Here is a 17,895-nt window from a genome sequence, read left to right on the forward strand (position 1 = left end):
CCGCTCATCTGTCGCGCGCCTTTAGGGAAGGTCGCGGGAGCGGTTGCCGGGATCTTGAAGGAGAAACGTGATGCCCACGGGTACTTTCGACCTCAACGAAGTGAAGCGCCGCATGCAGGGCGCCATCCAGTCGCTGAAGCACGAGCTTGGCGGCTTGCGCACGGGGCGCGCCTCCGCATCGATGCTCGATCCGGTGCAGGTCGACGCTTATGGCGGCCACATGCCGCTCAATCAGCTCGCCACCGTCAGCGTGCCGGAGCCGCGCCTGATCTCGGTGCAGGTCTGGGACAAGTCGATGGTCAAGGCGGTGGAGAAGGCAATCGTCGATTCCAACCTCGGCCTGTCGCCCGCGACCGAGGGCCAGGTGCTGCGGTTGCGCATCCCCGAGCTGAACGAGGAACGGCGCAAGGAACTGGTGAAGGTCGCGCATAAATATGCGGAAGCCGCCAAGGTCGCCGCGCGCCACGTCCGCCGCGACGGCCTCGACGTCCTCAAGAAACTCGAGAAGAACCACGAGATGTCCGAGGACGACCAGAAGCGCCACGCCGACGAGGTGCAGAAGGCGACCGATGGTACGATCACGGAAATCGACCAGTTGCTGGCCGCCAAGGAAAAGGAAATCCTCACCGTCTAAATTGCGATGATCGATCATCGCGCTTTAGGTTATCGTTTGCGCATGATCTTTTCGGAAAACCGCTTCGCACCTTGCGCTTACGCGGCCCTTCGGGTCCGGATCATGCTTTGAGGCCCTCGCAAATGTCCAACGCCGCCGCGCCCGCAACGGAAGGACCCGACCGGTCCGAGGTGCCCGCGCATGTCGCCATCATCATGGATGGCAACGGGCGCTGGGCGGCCGCGCGCGGCCTGCCGCGTGCGGAGGGGCATCGCCGCGGCGTCGAAGCTCTGCGCCGCGTCGTGCGCGCCTCGCACGAGCTTGGCATCCGCTACCTCACCATCTTCTCCTTCTCGTCGGAGAACTGGTCGCGTCCGGCAAGCGAGATCGGCGATCTCTTCGGTCTGCTCCGCCGCTTCATCCGCAACGATCTGGCAAGCCTGCATCGCGACGGCGTCAAGGTCCGCATCATCGGCGAGCGCGACGGGCTCGAGGGCGACATCTGCGCACTGCTCAACGAGGCCGAGGAGCTGACGCGCGACAACACGCGCCTGACACTCGTCGTCGCCTTCAACTACGGCTCGCGGCAGGAGATCGCGAAGGCGGCGCAGAAGCTGGCGCGCGAAGTCGCGGAAGGTCAGCGCGATCCAGGCACGATCGACGCCGAGACGCTCGGCGCGCATCTCGATGCGCCCGATATTCCCGATCCCGATCTCATCATCCGCACCAGCGGCGAGCAGCGCCTGTCCAATTTTCTGATGTGGCAGGCCGCCTATAGCGAGCTCGTCTTCGTGCCGATCCACTGGCCCGATTTCGACAAGGCGGCGCTGGAAGGCGCGATCGCCGAATTCGCCAGGCGCGAGCGCCGTTTCGGCGGCCTGGTCGCGAAAACCGCCTCGTGAGCGAACAAGATTCCGCACCGGCGGGCGCCAAGCCTGCCCCAAGCAATCTGGTGATGCGGGTCCTCGCAGCGCTGGTGCTGGCGCCGCTGACCATCGCGATCGCTTATGTCGGCGGCTGGCTGTGGGTGCTGCTCGTCACGCTGGTCTCGATCGGGCTGTTCGCGGAATGGCTGACGGTGGTCGGCGCGGGCTCGGCGGCGCTGACCGGGGCAGGGACGATCGTCATCGCGATGATGGGGGCCGCCGTCGCTTTTGGCGGGCTGAAGACGTCCGTCATCATCGGCCTCGTCGGCGGCGCGATCGTGACGCTGATCGCGCGCGGCAAGTTCGTTTGGGCGGCGACGGGCTTTGCCTATGCAACGGCGGCGCTGCTGGCCTCGATCCTGGTGCGGAAGGATCTCGTCAACGGCTTCACCGCGCTGATGTTCGTGCTGCTGGTGGTGTGGGCGACCGATATCGGCGGCTATTTTGCCGGTCGCAGCATCGGCGGGCCGAAGCTCTGGCCGCGCGTGAGCCCGAAAAAGACCTGGTCCGGGGCGCTGGGCGGCTTCGTCGCAAGCCTCCTGGTTGCAGTGGGCTTTGCGGCCTGCGGGTTCGGAAAGATGGCACCACTGCTGCTCGTCAGCGCCATCCTTTCGGTGGTCTCGGCGTTGGGCGATCTGTTCGAATCCGCGGTGAAGCGGCGCTTCGATGTCAAGGATTCCAGTCACTTAATTCCCGGCCATGGCGGGCTTATGGATCGCCTGGACGGTTTTGTCGCCGCCATCCTGATGGCATGGATTATCGGCTTTCTCCGCCATGGTGTGCATAGCGCCGGAAGCGGTCTTATGGTTTGGTGAGGATATGAGCGCGGTCCCATTGCGTAACAACAGGCTTGCGGCGTCCGACGTCCGCAGCGTCACGGTTCTCGGCGCCACCGGCTCGATCGGCGACAGCACGATGGATCTGCTGCGCGCCTCGCCCGAGCGCTACCGCGTCGAGGCGTTGACGGCGAACAGCAATGTCGAAGCGCTGGCAAAGCTCGCGAAGGAGTTTTCCGCGCGTTTCGTCGCCATTGCCGACACCTCCAAGTTCGCCGAGCTCAAGGCTGCATTGGCCGGGACCGGCACCGAATGCGGCGCGGGCGAAAGCGCGGTGATCGAAGCCGGCGCGCGTCCGGCCGATTGGGTGATGGCCGCCGTCAGCGGCGCCGCCGGACTGAAGCCCGCACTGGCCGCCGTCGACCGGGGCGCGCATGTCGCGCTCGCCAACAAGGAATGTCTCGTCTGCGCCGGTGATTTCTTCATGCAGCGTGCGGCCAAGGCGGGCGCATGCATCCTGCCGGCGGATTCCGAGCACAATGCGCTGTTCCAGGCGCTGGCGTCGGGCAATCGCGACGAACTCGTCCGGGTCATCATCACGGCGTCGGGCGGCCCGTTCCGGACCTGGAAGCCGGCCGACATCGAGCAGGCGACCCTCGCGCAGGCCCTCAAGCATCCGAACTGGAGCATGGGCCAGAAGATCACGATCGATTCGGCGTCGATGATGAACAAGGGGCTCGAGGTGATCGAGGCGTCCTATCTGTTCGCGCTGAGCCCGGACGAGATCGACGTTCTCGTTCATCCGCAGTCGATCATCCATGGCATGGTCGAGTTTTCCGATTGCTCGGTGGTGGCCCAGCTCGGCGCGCCCGACATGCGCACCCCGATCGCGCACTGCCTCGGCTGGCCCGATCGCATCAAGGGGCCGGCGGCCAAGCTGGACCTCGCCAAGATCGGCCAGCTGACCTTCGAGGCGCCTGACTTCGAGCGCTTCCCCGGACTCCGGCTGGCGTTCGATTCGCTCCGGACCGGGAAGGGGGCGACCACCGTCTACAACGCTGCCAACGAGGTCGCGGTCGCGGCCTTCATCGCCGGCAAGATCCGGTTCGGTGCGATCGCCCGGCTGGTGGAGGCGACATTGGACGACTGGATCCGCAGCGGTAACCAGGCGCCTCTGACGTCCGCCGATGATGCAATCTCTGTTGACCATGTTGCTCGAAATAGAGCTGCCGCCCTATTGCCTCAAATTGCCTTAAAGGCATCCTAGATGGTTCGGGGCCAGGGCCTTGCGGCGCTGGATGAGGGAATTCGATGATCGACTTTTTTGTCCATAGTTTCAATACGTTGAGCCATGGGCTCCTCGGCTACGCGGTTCCCTTCCTGTTCGTCCTGACGATCGTCGTGTTCTTCCATGAGCTCGGCCATTTCCTGGTCGCGCGTTGGGCGGGCGTGCGCGTGTTGACCTTCTCGCTCGGTTTCGGACCCGAGCTGGTCGGATTCAATGACCGCCACGGCACCCGCTGGAAGATCTCGGCCATCCCGCTTGGCGGCTACGTCAAGTTCTTCGGCGACGAGAGCGAGGCCTCGACCCCTTCGTCCCAGACGCTCGCGGCCATGACGGCCGAGGAGCGCGCCGGCAGCTTCCACCACAAGAAGGTCGGCCCGCGCGCCGCCATCGTCGCGGCCGGACCGATTGCCAATTTCATCCTGGGCGCGCTGATTTTCGCGGGAATGGCTCTGTATTACGGCAAGCCGAGCACGATCGCGCGCGTCGACGGCGTCGTCGCCGATGGTGCTGCGGCTGCGGCCGGCTTCAAGATCGGGGACGTCGTCGTCCAGATCGATGGCAAGCCGATCGAGAGCTTTGCCGACATGCAGCGAATCGTTGCGATGAATGCGGGTTCAGCGCTTGCCTTTCAGGTCAAGCGGGACGGCACCATCGTCTCGCTGACCGCAACCCCGGCGCTGCTCGAGCGTAAGGATCCGTTCGGCAACAGCCACCGTCTCGGCGTGCTCGGCATCGAGCACAAGGCACAGGCCGGCGAGGCGTCGAGCACCCCGGTGGGCGTTGGCGAGGCGCTGAAGATCGGGGTCGAGCAGGTCTGGTTCATCATCACCAGCACCTTCAAGTTCCTGGGCTCGCTGTTCGCCGGAAACGGCAATCCCAACGAGGTCAGCGGCGTCCTGGGCATCGCGAAGATGTCGGGGCAGGCGGCCAGCGCCGGGTTCCAGTTCGTGATCAATTTGTGCGCAGTGCTGTCGGTGTCGATCGGCCTGCTGAACCTGTTCCCGATCCCGCTGCTCGATGGCGGCCATCTGATGTTCTATGCGGCGGAGGTCGTCCGCGGCCGGCCCCTGTCGGAGCGGACTCAGGAGATGGGCTTCCGAATCGGGCTCGGTTTGGTGCTGATGCTGATGGTGTTCGCGACCTACAACGACATCCTGCGGATGGCCGCATCCTGATGGAGGCTTTTTTGTGGCGTTGCTGTTGAGCAACGTCTTGGAATGAAATTGAAATTACGACGCTTTCGGCCGTTTGCGGCGTCGGTGAAATTGGCTACAAGCGGCCCTGAACTTGGGGAATCTCCGGACCGGCGTTGGGGTTGGGTCTGGCTCGGAATGATAAGGGCGCGTTGCGCGATGAAGTTTGGACTGCGACTCCGGGGGGGCTTGCTCGCAACCCTGATCATGTTCGGCGCGCCGGTGGTTGCCCCGGTCGGGGCTGTTTTTGTGCCTTCGTCTGCGCTCGCTCAGACCGTGCAGTCGATTTCCGTCGAGGGAAATCGCCGGGTCGAGGTCGAGACGATCCGCTCCTATTTCAAGCCCGGTCCGGGCGGCCGCCTGGATCAAGGCGCCATCGACGACGGCCTCAAGGCCTTGATCGAGACCGGCCTGTTCCAGGACGTGAGAATCAACCGTGGCGCCGGCGGCCAGATCGTCGTCTCGGTGGTGGAAAATCCGGTGATCGGCCGGGTTGCCTTCGAGGGCAACAAGAAGATCAAGGACGAGCAGCTCACCACTGAAGTCCAGTCCAAGGCGCGCGGCACTTTCTCCCGCGCCATGGTGCAGTCCGACACGCTGCGAATCGCAGAAATCTATCGCCGGTCCGGCCGCTACGACGTGCGCGTCACGCCCGAGATCATCGAGCAGCCGAACAACCGCGTCGATCTCATCTTCACGGTCGAGGAGGGCGCCAAGACCGGTGTCAAGTCGATCGAGTTCGTCGGCAATGTCGCGTTCTCGTCCTACCGTCTCAGGGACGTCATCAAGACGCGCGAATCGAACCTGCTGAGCTTTCTCGGCAGCGGCGACATCTATGATCCCGATCGCGTCGAAGCCGACCGCGACCTGATCCGCCGCTTCTATCTCAAGAACGGTTACGCCGACGTTCAGGTGGTGGCTGCGCTTACCGAATACGATCCGGAGAAGAAGGGCTTCAACGTCACCTTCAAGATCGAGGAAGGCGCTCAGTACCGCGTCGGCGCCGTCGATTTCCGCTCCAGCATTCCGAACTTCGATCCCACCTCGCTGCGCGGCTATTCGCGCGTCCAGGCCGGCTCGCTCTACAACGTCGAATCGGTCGAGAAGTCGGTCGAGGAGATGCAGATCGAGGCCTCGCGCCGCGGCTATGCCTTTGCCGTGGTCCGGCCCGGCGGCGACCGCAATTTCGAGGCGCACACCGTCTCGGTCGTGTTCAACATCGACGAAGGCCCGCGCACCTATATCGAGCGCATCAACCTGCGCGGCAACACGCGCACGCGCGACTACGTGATCCGCCGCGAGTTCGACATCTCCGAGGGCGATGCCTACAACCGCGCCCTGGTCGACCGTGCTGAGCGGCGCCTGAAGAACCTCGACTACTTCAAGAGCGTGAAGATCACGACCGAGCCCGGCTCGTCGAGCGATCGCGTGGTCCTGAACGTCGACATGGAAGAGAAATCGACCGGCGACTTCTCGATCTCGGGCGGTTACTCCACCACCGACGGCGCGCTGGCCGAAGTTTCGGTATCCGAGCGCAACCTGCTCGGCCGTGGCCTGTTCGCCAAGGCAGCGGTGACCTACGGACAGTATGCACGCGGCTACTCGCTGTCGTTTGTCGAGCCGTATCTGCTCGACTACCGCGTCGCGCTCGGCCTGGACCTCTATCAGCGCCAGCAACTGTCCAACAGCTACATCTCCTACGGCACCAAGACGCTCGGCTTCTCGCCGCGCCTCGGTTTCTCCTTGCGTGAAGATCTGTCGCTGCAGCTGCGCTACTCGATCTATCAGCAGGAAATCACGCTGCCGAGCTACCTGGCGAACTGTAATAACAACATTGGCGCGGCGGATTACAATCCGAGTCCTGCCTTCATTGCGAATGGCAATCCCATAAGCGCTTTCAACAGCTCGCCTCTTGGGTGCTATTCTGACGGCGAAGCCTCGCTGCCCGTGCGCAAGGAGCTTGCCAACGGCAAGACCCTGACCTCGGCGCTCGGCTACACGCTCACCTACAACACGCTCGACAACAACAAGAACCCCACCGACGGTCTGCTCGTTGATTTCCGTCAGGATTTCGCCGGCGTCGGCGGCGACGTGTCCTATCTGAAGTCGGTGATCGATGCGAAGTATTACGCTCCGCTGGTATCGGACATCGTCGGCCTGGTCCGCCTGCAGAGCGGCATGCTGAACAAGATCGGCACCGACCTGCGCATGCTCGACCACTTCCAGATGGGCCCGAACCTCGTCCGCGGCTTTGCCCCGAACGGCATCGGCCCGCGCGACCTGAATCCCTTTGGCACGCAGGACGCGCTCGGCGGCACCAAGTACTGGGGCGCTTCGCTCGAATTGCAGATGCCGTTCTGGTTCCTGCCGAAGGAAGTGGGTCTGAAGGGTGCTGTCTATGCCGACGCCGGTGGCCTGTACGATTATAAAGGGCCGACGAGTTGGACCACGACCAACGAAGTCAATGCGCCCGGCTGTATCCCCTCGACGATCAATCCATCGAGCACCGGAACCTGTACCGGCCTGGTCTATGACGACAGCAAGGTCATCCGCTCGTCGGTCGGTGTCGGCCTGATCTGGCAGTCTCCGTTCGGTCCGCTGCGCTTCGACTACGCCGTGCCGCTCAGCAAGGGTAAGTACGACCGTACGCAGGAATTCCGGTTCGGCGGCGGCACCACGTTCTAATTCGATCAGCACGGCATGAGCCGGCCCCCGGTTGGGGCCGGTCCGCAAAAAGATCGTGCTCAATCCGTGAGACAAGGCATGATGCGGCCTGACCGCTTCATGCCGAAGCCGGACCGCGACGGGGTGGAATGGCGCAGCCGACCTTCTTCACAAAGCCGCCTGCCTCGACGCTGGCTGACATTGCCACGCTGACCAAGGCGCAACTGGTCGATCCCGCCAGGGGCGGCCACATCATCACGGGCCTGGCTTCGCTGGACGAAGCGGGCCCGATGCATCTGGCGTTCTTCGACAACCTCAAATACGCCGATGAGCTCGAGGCGACCCAGGCTGGCGCTTGCCTGGTGAGCCCGCGCTTCGAGGCCCAGGTGCCGGCGCATGTGGCCGTGCTGCGGGTGGCGCAGCCGTTCCGGGCGTTCGTCAGGATCGCGCGGGAATGGCACGGCGAAGCGCTGAGGCCGCAATCCTGGGTCGGCAATGACGGCATCGCGCCTTCGGCGATCATCGATCCCTCGGCCCGGCTCGAGGACGGCGTGATCGTCGATCCCCTGGCCGTGATCGGTCCGGATGTGGAGATCGGCAGCGGCACGGTGGTCGGCGTCGGGGCGGTGATCGGGCCCGGCGTCAAGATCGGCCGGGACTGCAATGTCGGCGCGCGCACCGCGATCCAGTGCGCCCTGATCGGCAACAACGTGCTGATCCATCCCGGCTGTTCGATCGGCCAGGACGGCTATGGCTTCATCTTCTTCGGCCCCGAGGGCCATCTGAAGGTGCCGCAGACCGGGCGGGTGCTGATCCAGAACGATGTCGAGATCGGCGCCGGGACCACGATCGACCGTGGCAGCTTGCGCGATACCGTGATCGGCGAGGGCACGAAAATCGACAATCAGGTCCAGATCGGCCACAATGTTACGATCGGCCGGCACTGCCTGCTGGCGGCCCAGATCGGGCTCGCCGGCAGCCTGACCATTGGCGACAACGTGGCACTTGGAGCGAAGGTTGGCATCAACAACCACCTCAAAATCGGGGATGGTGCCCAGGTGACCGCGATGAGCGGCGTCAAGGACGACATCCCGCCGGGCGGCCGCTGGGGTGGTTTTTTCGCCAAGCCGACCAAACAATGGTTCAAGGAGATCATCGCGGTGGAGCGCTTGGTACGCGACAGCAGGGCTGATCCGAAGAATGAGGAACGGGAATGACGGAGGAATCACCTGTCAAGTTCGAGCTGGTGGACATCAATGCCATCCTCCAGACCCTGCCGCACCGCTTTCCCATGCTGCTGATCGACCGCGTGATCAACATCCGCGCCGACTATAGCGGCATCGGCATCAAGAACGTCACCTTCAACGAGCCGGCCTTCCAGGGGCATTTCCCGGAGCGGCCGGTCTATCCCGGCGTCATGATGATCGAGGCGATGGCGCAGACGGCGGGCGTGATCGGCATCAAGTCGGTCGAAGGCACCGACAAGCCGCGGGCGGTCTATTTCCTCACCATCGACAAGTGCAAATTCCGCAAGCCGGTGCTGCCCGGCGACACCATCGAATATCACATGCGTTCGATCGGCCGCCGCAAGGCCATGTGGTGGTTTCACGGCGACGCCAAGGTCAACGGGCAGGTGGTTGCGGAAGCCGACGTCGGCGCCATGCTGACGGACTAAAGCGCCTTCGAGCGAAGGGGCCCGGAGCGAGATCAGCTGCGCAGGACGCGCTCTCGCGCGCGGTACGCGTGGCGACCGGGGCAGGCGTAGCGGCCGGTCGTGACATCCCGCTTGATAGTCTGGTTGAAGAACTGGCCCATCGACGGGGCGCCCAGGAGGCGCTCGACAGTGTCCGCCGTCACGCCGCAATAGCGGTCATAGGCGCCGTTCGCCGCGACGATAAGGTGTTGCTGCGCGGGGTCGTAACAGACCCGCTGCAGCACCGTGCTGCGGGTGATATCGCGGCACTCGAAGGTCTTGAGATCGACGACGCGATGTTCGGCGGTCTCGACCTTCTCGGACACGATCGGCGCGGTCGCCAGCTGTGCGAGCAGGATTGCCAGGGCCCTGACCACGATGACTTCAAGCTCCACATGAACGCGTTGAGGTGCTGCGACGGCCGGCTCATCCGGTGCCTGAAACACGCCGAGATGATACGTCACTGGACAGATTGGGCATAGTCGCGCTAACCACCGGAAAGTTGAGCGACTTCAACACCTAATCAGACCTTCTTGATGAGTCAGATTGCTTGATGAGTAAGATTGATCCTACCGCGCGGGTCGAAGACGGCGCCGTGATGGGCGAGGGCACCGAGATCGGACCCTTTTGCATCATCGGCCCCCACGTCGTGATCGGCAAGAACTGCAAGCTGATCGGTCACGTGCACATCACGGCGCAGACCACCATCGGCGACGATTGCACCATCTACCCCTTCGTCTCGCTCGGCACGCCGCCGCAGTCGCTCTCCTATCGGGGCGAGCTGACCAGGCTCACCATCGGCTCGGGCTGCACCATCCGTGAGTCCGTGACCATGAATGCCGGCACGGTCGCCGGCGGCGGCATCACCACGGTCGGCGACCGCGGTTATTTCATGAACTGCAGCCATGTCGGCCATGACTGCCATGTCGGCAACGACGTGATCTTCGCGACCTCGGCGACGCTCGGCGGTCACGCCGAGATCGGTGACTTCGTCTTCATCGGCGGGCTGTCAGCGGTGCACCAATTTACCCGCATCGGGCCGCAGGTCATGGTCGGCGGCGTCTGCGGCGTGCGCGACGACATCATTCCGTTCGGGCTGGTCAACGGCCAGTATGCGGTGCTGGAAGGCCTCAACATCATCGGCATGAAGCGGCGCAAGTTCACCAAGCAGCGACTGGCGACGGTGCGCGGGTTCTATCAGAAGCTCTTCCATGGCCCCGGTACCTTCGCCGAGCGGCTGGAGGCATCGAGGCCGCTTGCGGGCGAAGATCCTGCGATCGCCGAAATTCTCGACTTCATCGGCAAGGGCAAGCGCCCGCTATGTCTTCCCGCCATCGGAAAGTGATCCGGGGATGGCCGCGGACATGACATCGGCGGCGCCGGAGATTGCATCTCCGGTCGGCATCGTCGCCGGCGGCGGCGCGATGCCGTTCGCGGTCGCCGACTCGCTTGCCGCCCGCGGCATCACGCCGGTGCTGTTTCCGCTGCGCGGAGCCTGCGATCCGGCGCAGGTGGAGAAGTTCCGCCATCGCTGGATCTCGGTCGGCCAGCTCGGCCGCGCGATGCGGCTATTCCGCGAGGAGGGCTGCCGCGACCTGATCTTCATCGGCACGCTGGTGCGGCCCTCGCTGACCGAAATAAGGTTCGACGTCACGACGCTGCGCCTGCTCGGCAACGTCATCCGCGCCTTCCGGGGCGGCGACGATCACCTGCTGTCCGGCGTCGGCCGCATCCTCGAGCAGGGTGGCTTTCGCATGGTCGGCATCAAGGACGTCGCGCCCGATCTGCTGATGCCCGAGGGCTGCATCAGTCGCGCCTGGCCGAACGACAACAGCAAGACCGACATCGCGCGCGGTCGCGCGGTGCTGACGGCGCTCGGCCCGTTCGATATCGGCCAGGCTGCGGTGGTGATCGACGGCCACGTGGTGGCGGTCGAGGACATCGAGGGCACCGACGCGCTGCTCGCGCGCGTCGCTCGCCTGCGCGAGGAGGGGCGCATTCGTGCGGCCGCCGGCCGCGGCGTGCTGGTCAAGGCGCCGAAGAGCAACCAGGATCTGCGCTTCGACCTGCCCACGATCGGCCCGCGCACTCTCGAAGGTGTCGCGGCGGCCGGCCTTGCGGGCCTCGCCGTCATCGCCGGCAACACCATCGCCGCCGAGCCGCAGGCGATGATCGCGCTGGCCGACGCGAAATACCTCTTCGTTATCGGTCTGCCGGCGTGATGCAGTCGCGCGATCCCAAGCGCAAGATCTTCCTGATCGCCACGGAGGAATCCGGCGACCGGCTCGGCAGCGCCTTGATGAAGGTGCTGCGCCAGCGCCTCGGCGATGGCGTGCAATTCGTCGGCGTCGGCGGCCGGACCATGGCGCGCGAGGGGCTCGAATCGCTGTTTCCGATCGAGGAGCTGTCGATCGTCGGCTTCGCCGCGGTGGTGCAGCAATTGCCGAAAATTCTGCGGCTGATCCGCGAGACGGCCGACGCCGTGACCGAGGCCGCGCCGGACGCGCTCGTCATCATCGACAGCCCCGATTTCACCCATCGCGTCGCCCGCCGCGTGCGCGCGAAGAATCCGGCGATTCCAGTCGTCGATTACGTCTCCCCGCAACTCTGGGCGTGGCGGCCGGGGCGGGCGCGGACCATGCTCGGTTATGTCGACCATGTACTCGGTCTCCTGCCGTTCGAGCCCGAGGAGTACCGCAAGCTCGGCGGACCGCCCTGCAGCTATGTCGGCCATCCCTTGGTCGAGCAATTGCCCTCGCTGCGGCCGAACGCGGAGGAGCAGTCGCGCCGCGATGGCGAGCCGCCGGTGCTGCTGATACTGCCCGGCAGCCGTCGCAGCGAGGTCCGGCACCACCTCGACGTCTTCGGCGCGACACTCCGCCGCTTGCAGGCCGAAGGCCGCGCGTTCGAACTGGTGCTGCCGACGATGCCGCATCTCGAAGCCACCATCCGCGAAGGCATCGCGAATTGGCCGGTCAAGCCAAGGATCGTGACCGGCGAGAACGAGAAGCGCGCCGTGTTCCGCATCGCACGTGCGGCACTGGCCAAATCCGGTACAGTGACGCTGGAACTGGCACTGTCGGGGATTCCGATGGTGACGGCCTATCGCGTCGGCGCGATCGAGGCCTTTATCCTGCGTCGCGCGATCCGCGTGTCCTCGGTGATCCTTGCCAATCTCGTGATCGGCAGGGATGTCATTCCGGAGTTCCTGCAGGAGGACTGCACGCCGGAGAAGCTGGCACCGGCGCTGAGTGACGTGCTGACGGATTCCCCGCTGCGGCGGCAGCAGGTCGAGGCGTTTGCCCAGCTCGATCGGATCATGTCGACCGGCAACAAGTCACCGAGCGTGCTGGCGGCCGACATCGTGCTGGCGACGATGCGGAAGACAAGGTGAGCGAGCTAGACTTTGTTCTGATCGTCCAATTGCGGAAAAGGCTCTACAACAAGCCCGGTTGGCTCCAGCTTTGCTGGATTGTGCCGTTGCACTGCCAAAGCTGCACGATCCCGCCGTTCTGATGCAGCATCGGTGCATGAACGTCGAGACACTTGCCGCCGCCATTGCGCAGTTCCAGCCTGTTCTGCCGCCAGTTCTGCTGCGCGCTGTTGTTACAGTCCCACACCTGGATTCTGCCGCCGTTCTTGTGGATCTCCGGAAGATTTGCATCAAGGCACTTTCCGGCAAGGCTGACGATGCGCCTGCCATTGATCGACCAGAGTTGCTGGTCCGAGCCGTTGCAGGCCCACACCTGCACCCGTCCGCCATTCACACGCTGGTTCGGCGCATCGACGTCGAGGCAGAGCCCGCCGCGGCTTTTGATCGGCATAGGAATTGGGCCAGTGCATGGATTGCGCGGGTTGCCGCATGATGCACCGTCCCAGCTTGTGCATTTCGAGCTGCTCACAAAGTTCTTATCGCAGCCTTGAACAGAAATCGAATAGAGGACGCCGGGTTGGTAAGGGGTTAGGTAAACGAAGCTCTTGTCACCAGCGCGCTCGACTTGCTTTTCGGGCCCGCCATTCGCCGACCAGCGGATGTTGTAGTGATGGAAGCCTCTTGTGTCCCACCGCGCCACAATATGCCCGCCCTCGACGCTGATTGCCGACCCCATATTGACATCTTCGAACGCTGAAGCGGCATTTGGCGAAATCGACGCGAGCGTGAAGCTAAGCGTCCCGAGGACGAGACAAAGGTAGCTATTCTGCACCGTGCGTTACTCCTCAGATTGGCGGCTCGATCCGAAGGGGCAGCTTTCCGCGTGTGTCTCCAGGAATATACATCCAGAGCGTCGCTCGGTCTGTGAATGCATTCACACGCAGGTGGCCAGGAGCACAATTTACAGGAGTGAACACACATGCTTCGCGGGGGGCGCTTGAGCTGGTCGCGCCGACCTGGTTTTCAGGACGATGTAGGCGACCCTGTTCGACGGGATACGGTCGTCCTGTAGCCGAACGACCCGGCAGGCAGCGAGATCAGTGGGCTCGCCAGCCGTCATCCTTGATCTGGACCGTCGCATTTCGACAGGTCGTGGAATCCAGAATTGCCAAGCGCCCCACCATTGCGGGTGAGTTCCGCAGGCGACCTGCTTGGGCGCGATCCTGCACGTGCCGGATCAGGAAAGGCCTTCCAGGCTGAACTGCTGCAATGCGCCGATTGGTCCGCGATATCGAGGCGGACGGCTATCGTGCCAAGACCCGGAGGTCTGCTTTTGGCTGCTAGAGCATTTTCCAACCTGTCGGAATCGGTAGGGGATTCCCTTGGGAGGCAAATCGTGATTCACCCTGAGGGCTGGTGATGGAGGCCAGCCCCCATGGCTAAACCGCTGTCGCCGGACCTTCGCATTCGTATTATTCGGGCTGTGGAAGATGAAGGCATGAGCCGTCGGGGCGCCGCTGTTCGGTTCGGCGTGGCGCCCTCGACAGCGATCGAACTGGTTGGCGAGTGGCGAAGGACCGGCGCCTGTGAGGCGGGAACGCAGGGCGGAGACCGGCGTTCAGCTCGGATCGAGGGTCACGCTGCGGAGATCCTCTCCCTGGTCAAGGTTACGCCTGACATGACGCTGGCCGAGATCGCTGACCATCTCTTCAAAGTCCACGGCGAGCGTTTCGTGCCGAGCGTGATCTGGCGATTCTTCGATCGTCGCAACATCACGTTCAAAAAAAACATCGCACGCCAGCGAGCAGGATCGGCCGGACGTGGCCGCTGAACGCGCAGCGTGGAAGGCGTCTCAGCCTGAGATCGGCATCCATCGGTTGGTGTTCATCGACGAGACGGGGGCTTCGACCAAAATGGCGCGGCGCTACGGCCGTTCGCCGTACGGCCAGCGCTGCGTCGCCGCGATCCCGCATGGTCATTGGAAGACGACGACCTTCGTCGGCGCGCTTAGAGCGACCGGTATGACCGCGCCGATGGTCCTCGACGGCCCCATGGATGGTCCGGCGTTCGAGGCTTACGTGACGCAAGTCCTGGTACCGACACTCAAGCCCGGCGACATCGTGGTGATGGACAATCTCGCAGCACACAAGCGGACCGAGATCGCCATCGCAATCGACGCGGCGGGCGCTCAGCTCCTCTATCTCCCGCCTTATTCGCCCGACCTCAATCCGATCGAAATGGCCTTCGCAAAGCTCAAAGCCGCCCTGCGAAAGGCCGCCGCCAGATCAATCCAGGCTTTGGACAATGCTATCGCCCTCACCACAGCCGCCTTCACCGCCCAAGAGTGCCTGAACTTCTTCGCCGCGGCAGGTTATGATCGCGCCTGATCAGAATCTGCTCTAGCTGACCTTCACGGCGATGTGCGCTGAGGGCCGCTTGTGACCGATTTTGTTGCAAAAGTCGGCTGCAATGGATTTGGCCGCTGGGCCTTTCGTTGAGCCGCGCTCTGAAGCGCTGGCCCTGACGCATTTTACGCAACTTCGACGCTACGCTACGCGATGCGCAGAGCCTGAGCCGGTGGCGGTCGTGCGACCAGCGATGCAAATCGCCTCAGATTCTGGGCGATGGCGGCTAGAACAAACTCATCCTGGGCACCTTGCGGGCCGCGCAATCGGAGCCGACCAAGCTTCAGGATGCGCTTCAAGTGTGCGAACCTCATCTCGATCTTCTTGCGCTGACGCCGAGAGAGCTCGAAGCCCTCGGTGCCAGCGAACGACCGGGCAACGTCTCCGGCATGCTCATGGATATCGCGCGGGATCTTGCGTGATGGTTCCTTTGGGCAGCACTGCGGTTTGAGCGGGCATACATCGCAGTCGAGCTTGCTTGCACGATACAGAAGGGTCTTGCCCTCGTGCACGGTACCGCTCGTCCAAGCCGCTTACCACCCGGGCAGTGGTAAACGTCGCCGATCGGGTCATATCGAAAGTCGCTCCGCGAGAAAGTGCCATCATCCCGCTTCGACTTATCGAACACAGGGATATGTGGCGCGATGCCCTTCTCCTCGACCAGCCAGTTCAGCATTGGAGCCGCTCCGTAAGCGGTATCCCCGACAAGTCGCTCTGGCTTGAGACCGAAGCGCTCCTCGGTCCGTTCGATCATGGTCTTTGCTGCACCGACCTCGGCCTGGCGAATGGCGCGGGAGGCCTCGACATCAACGATGACGCCGAACTTCACGTCGATGAGATAGTTGTCGGAGTACGCGAAGAATGCCGGCCCCTTGTGAGCGCCGGTCCACTGCGCTGCCGGATCGGATGGCGAGACAAATTTCGGGATGACATCGCTGGCGGCTCCCCACAGCGGATCGTCGAGGGTTGCCAAATACTCCTTCACCGCGCGGCTAGACCTGGCCGGATCGCGATCCCTGCGCCAATCGTGACCTGCGATCGAGCGCTCCTTGTTCGCGTCGGCCGCATCAGGCTCGCATCGACTGCAAATCCTTCGCCACCAACCAGACCGGCGGCAATGCATGTCTCGACAATCCGTTCGAACACGCGGCGGAGAACATCTCCATCGCGGAAGCGCCCGTTGCGGGCGCGCGAGAACGCCGAATGATCCGGGACAGCGTCCTCGATACCGAGCTTGCAGAACCAGCGATAGGGCGAGGTTCACCTGCACTTCACGGCAGATCAGCCGTTCTGAGCAGATCGCAAAGACATACCCCGCGACCAGCATCCGGATCATCAGTTCCGGATCAATCGACGGGCGCCCCATTGACGAATAGTGAGATGCTAGTTCACCGCGAAGCCAGGACAGATCGAGAGCAGCATCGATCTTCCGCACCAAATGATCTTCAGGACCGCGTCGCCAAGACAAAACACGTAGAACAGTTGACCTTGGTCACTCTTCAGACGGCCCATCATGGATCGACTTCGCCGAGATTCGCGTCAACACAACGGAATCACGCTTCGTGACTTGTCTCAACCGACTTTTGCAACAAAATCGACCCAAGGCGGACATTCATTGAAAGGTCGCGGCTCTAGGCTATTGCCGAATAAACACCTTGGCATGTGGCCGACGCGGCGCAATGTAGAAACGGGCTTCGCACTCGACGCAGGTCAGATGCTCGGCGATATCGACGCGGAGCCCGGATCGCAATTCATTCGCGCCGCAATCCGGGCACTCATGGTTGTTTAGCGCGTGAAGAATATTGGTCTCGCTCATCATGGTCTCGTGGGCGACGCCAGTGCAGTCAGGCACCAAAGGAGTGTCCAATCTGCTTGGCCACCATAATGACCGCATCGGTGTATTTTCCATCGGATGTGTATTGATCGCACATGGATAAAAAGAGCAGCGTTAGAACGGCAATCATAAAACCCTTGAGCATAACGGCCTCTCGCATAAAGAGACTGCCAACCGAGCAGGTCTTGATCAATCGATCTTCGATATTGGCGTCACCGCCGCGACGATTTGCAATGGCCACAGGTTGGCAATGAACCGTAATTAATTCATTAGACCGCGCGAAGAAGCGGCGCTGGGGACGCTATCTACGCTAGTCAGGTTGATGATCGGGGCGGATGGGTTAAGAATCGATTACCGTTGGTGGCGACCGGCCTTATTGAGGAAGTCTTCGGGGGCTCAATGGCCCTCTCCACCGGTAGCAATATCAGGGCATAGTCTTCGCGGTGCCGGGGCTGGCCAATATTTCACTGTTTCTGACCCAGGTTTTTTGGTCAGGCAGGGCCGCACCCGTGAAAGCCGCTGCGGCTCATTGCGTTCACCGCCTTTTTCGGCGGGCGTGCGCCGCGAGCCGGTATACTTTTGTCCTTGAAGAATTCTTAATGTCCATCTGTGATTGTACCGGAATTCATTTTCTGCTTTTCTAAGATGATTGCCCATGCATCTCGTCGCTACGCGAAAGTATGCATTTATCGCAGCTCAAACGCTTGCTGAACGTCAGGCGCGAGATAGCCTTTTTAGGTTCGCCGAGAATGAGTTCCTGCTGCATATGACTTCTGACGAAGACCTCGAAGACGAGCGGCTGATTTGGCTCGATACGAGAGCTGCTCTGCTCTGGATCAATCAAACGACCGACGAATATGGATTGAATTGGGAGTGATCTTCAGTGGTCGAAACCCGGATTGCGCCTCGCTATCGCGTTTCGAAGCCCGCGCAGATTGAATATGGCGGCGACAAGACCTCCTGCACTATTCGTGATCTCTCGATTACGGGCGCCGCTTTGCAGCTTTCCGATCTGAGCGCGACCATTCCTGCCGCGTTCACGTTGATCATACCCGAAGACAAACTGAAGATATCGTGCCGCGTGGTCTGGCGAAGAGCTTACAGGATTGGCGTAACTTTCGATTAGCGTC

At 62.8% G+C, this 17,895-nt stretch carries 18 protein-coding genes and 1 pseudogene; 14 read left to right on the top strand and 5 right to left on the bottom strand.

The features are described from left to right. Positions 1 to 70: 70 nt before the first annotated feature. The 8 genes from frr to fabZ all read left to right on the top strand — a co-directional run bounded on the left by frr (position 71) and on the right by fabZ (position 9,135). A complete protein-coding gene (frr, locus tag IVB24_RS20255) occupies positions 71 to 634 on the top strand; it encodes a ribosome recycling factor (RefSeq protein WP_094977707.1) in 564 nt (187 codons plus the stop codon). 122 nt (positions 635 to 756) lie between these two features. Further along, the gene (locus IVB24_RS20260; RefSeq protein WP_140479946.1) at positions 757 to 1,515 is read left to right on the top strand and encodes an isoprenyl transferase; all 759 of its coding nucleotides are present in this window, start codon (positions 757 to 759) and stop codon (positions 1,513 to 1,515) included. Continuing rightward, positions 1,512 to 2,354 (top strand): phosphatidate cytidylyltransferase, encoded by an 843-nt coding sequence (locus tag IVB24_RS20265; RefSeq protein ID WP_094977709.1) that lies wholly within the window; start codon positions 1,512 to 1,514, stop codon positions 2,352 to 2,354. The genes IVB24_RS20260 and IVB24_RS20265 overlap by 4 nt, the downstream gene beginning before the upstream one ends. Positions 2,355 to 2,358: 4 nt before the next feature. Next, on the top strand, positions 2,359 to 3,582 hold the full coding sequence (dxr, locus tag IVB24_RS20270) for a 1-deoxy-D-xylulose-5-phosphate reductoisomerase (RefSeq protein ID WP_140479945.1): 1,224 nt from the start codon (positions 2,359 to 2,361) through the stop codon (positions 3,580 to 3,582). Positions 3,583 to 3,626: 44 nt separating this feature from the next. Beyond that, positions 3,627 to 4,778 carry an RIP metalloprotease RseP gene (gene rseP / locus IVB24_RS20275; protein WP_094890509.1) on the top strand — a complete coding sequence of 384 codons (1,152 nt, stop codon included), beginning with the start codon at positions 3,627 to 3,629 and terminating at the stop codon, positions 4,776 to 4,778. A gap of 177 nt (positions 4,779 to 4,955) precedes the next feature. Next, positions 4,956 to 7,481, top strand: coding sequence for an outer membrane protein assembly factor BamA (gene bamA / locus IVB24_RS20280; protein ID WP_247768281.1), 2,526 nt, complete (start codon positions 4,956 to 4,958; stop codon positions 7,479 to 7,481). Positions 7,482 to 7,609: 128 nt separating this feature from the next. Then, complete coding sequence (gene lpxD / locus IVB24_RS20285) at positions 7,610 to 8,677, top strand: UDP-3-O-(3-hydroxymyristoyl)glucosamine N-acyltransferase (protein ID WP_247768282.1); 1,068 nt, start codon at positions 7,610 to 7,612, stop codon at positions 8,675 to 8,677. Continuing rightward, the gene (gene fabZ / locus IVB24_RS20290; protein ID WP_140479942.1) at positions 8,674 to 9,135 is read left to right on the top strand and encodes a 3-hydroxyacyl-ACP dehydratase FabZ; all 462 of its coding nucleotides are present in this window, start codon (positions 8,674 to 8,676) and stop codon (positions 9,133 to 9,135) included. Before lpxD ends, fabZ begins: the two co-directional genes overlap by 4 nt. A 32-nt stretch (positions 9,136 to 9,167) precedes the next feature. Here the strand turns inward: fabZ and IVB24_RS20295 are convergent, their stop codons facing one another. Further along, positions 9,168 to 9,530 (bottom strand): KTSC domain-containing protein, encoded by a 363-nt coding sequence (locus IVB24_RS20295; RefSeq protein ID WP_247774136.1) that lies wholly within the window; start codon positions 9,528 to 9,530, stop codon positions 9,168 to 9,170. Positions 9,531 to 9,706: 176 nt separating this feature from the next. Here IVB24_RS20295 and lpxA point away from each other — a divergent pair, with 176 nt between their 5' ends. The 3 genes from lpxA to lpxB are packed head-to-tail and all read left to right on the top strand — an operon-like array spanning position 9,707 to position 12,547. Next, a complete protein-coding gene (gene lpxA, locus IVB24_RS20300) occupies positions 9,707 to 10,498 on the top strand; it encodes an acyl-ACP--UDP-N-acetylglucosamine O-acyltransferase (RefSeq protein WP_247768283.1) in 792 nt (263 codons plus the stop codon). 19 nt (positions 10,499 to 10,517) lie between these two features. Then, on the top strand, positions 10,518 to 11,375 hold the full coding sequence (lpxI, locus tag IVB24_RS20305) for a UDP-2,3-diacylglucosamine diphosphatase LpxI (RefSeq protein WP_247774137.1): 858 nt from the start codon (positions 10,518 to 10,520) through the stop codon (positions 11,373 to 11,375). Then, on the top strand, positions 11,372 to 12,547 hold the full coding sequence (lpxB, locus tag IVB24_RS20310; RefSeq protein WP_247768284.1) for a lipid-A-disaccharide synthase: 1,176 nt from the start codon (positions 11,372 to 11,374) through the stop codon (positions 12,545 to 12,547). The genes lpxI and lpxB overlap by 4 nt, the downstream gene beginning before the upstream one ends. Positions 12,548 to 12,590: 43 nt before the next feature. On the opposite strand, the gene IVB24_RS20315 is transcribed toward lpxB, so the two are convergent. Then, positions 12,591 to 13,358, bottom strand: coding sequence for an RICIN domain-containing protein (locus IVB24_RS20315; protein ID WP_247768286.1), 768 nt, complete (start codon positions 13,356 to 13,358; stop codon positions 12,591 to 12,593). Between the two features lie 603 nt (positions 13,359 to 13,961). Between IVB24_RS20315 and IVB24_RS20320 the strand changes: the two genes are divergently transcribed. Then, a protein-coding gene (locus tag IVB24_RS20320; protein WP_247768038.1) for an IS630 family transposase occupies positions 13,962 to 14,913 on the top strand; the annotation gives its coding sequence in 2 pieces (ribosomal slippage) (positions 13,962 to 14,302 and positions 14,301 to 14,913; 954 coding nt in all). Between the two features lie 164 nt (positions 14,914 to 15,077). On the opposite strand, the pseudogene IVB24_RS20325 reads toward IVB24_RS20320, so the two are convergent. From IVB24_RS20325 to IVB24_RS20335, 3 genes and pseudogenes are all read right to left on the bottom strand, one after another. After that, a pseudogene (locus tag IVB24_RS20325) lies at positions 15,078 to 16,446 on the bottom strand (IS1182 family transposase). A gap of 121 nt (positions 16,447 to 16,567) precedes the next feature. Continuing rightward, positions 16,568 to 16,750: a hypothetical protein gene (locus IVB24_RS20330; RefSeq protein WP_247768287.1), complete on the bottom strand. Its 183-nt coding sequence runs from the start codon at positions 16,748 to 16,750 to the stop codon at positions 16,568 to 16,570. Positions 16,751 to 16,775: 25 nt separating this feature from the next. Continuing rightward, on the bottom strand, positions 16,776 to 17,006 hold the full coding sequence (locus IVB24_RS20335; RefSeq protein ID WP_247768289.1) for a hypothetical protein: 231 nt from the start codon (positions 17,004 to 17,006) through the stop codon (positions 16,776 to 16,778). A gap of 414 nt (positions 17,007 to 17,420) precedes the next feature. Between IVB24_RS20335 and IVB24_RS20340 the strand changes: the two genes are divergently transcribed. Both IVB24_RS20340 and IVB24_RS20345 read left to right on the top strand, forming a co-directional pair. Beyond that, positions 17,421 to 17,642: a hypothetical protein gene (locus tag IVB24_RS20340; protein ID WP_247768291.1), complete on the top strand. Its 222-nt coding sequence runs from the start codon at positions 17,421 to 17,423 to the stop codon at positions 17,640 to 17,642. Between the two features lie 6 nt (positions 17,643 to 17,648). Further along, a complete protein-coding gene (locus tag IVB24_RS20345; protein WP_247768293.1) occupies positions 17,649 to 17,891 on the top strand; it encodes a PilZ domain-containing protein in 243 nt (80 codons plus the stop codon). Positions 17,892 to 17,895 lie beyond the last annotated feature (4 nt).

This window comes from Bradyrhizobium sp. 192, assembly GCF_023100965.1.
GTDB classification, from domain to species: Bacteria; Pseudomonadota; Alphaproteobacteria; order Rhizobiales; family Xanthobacteraceae; genus Bradyrhizobium; species Bradyrhizobium symbiodeficiens.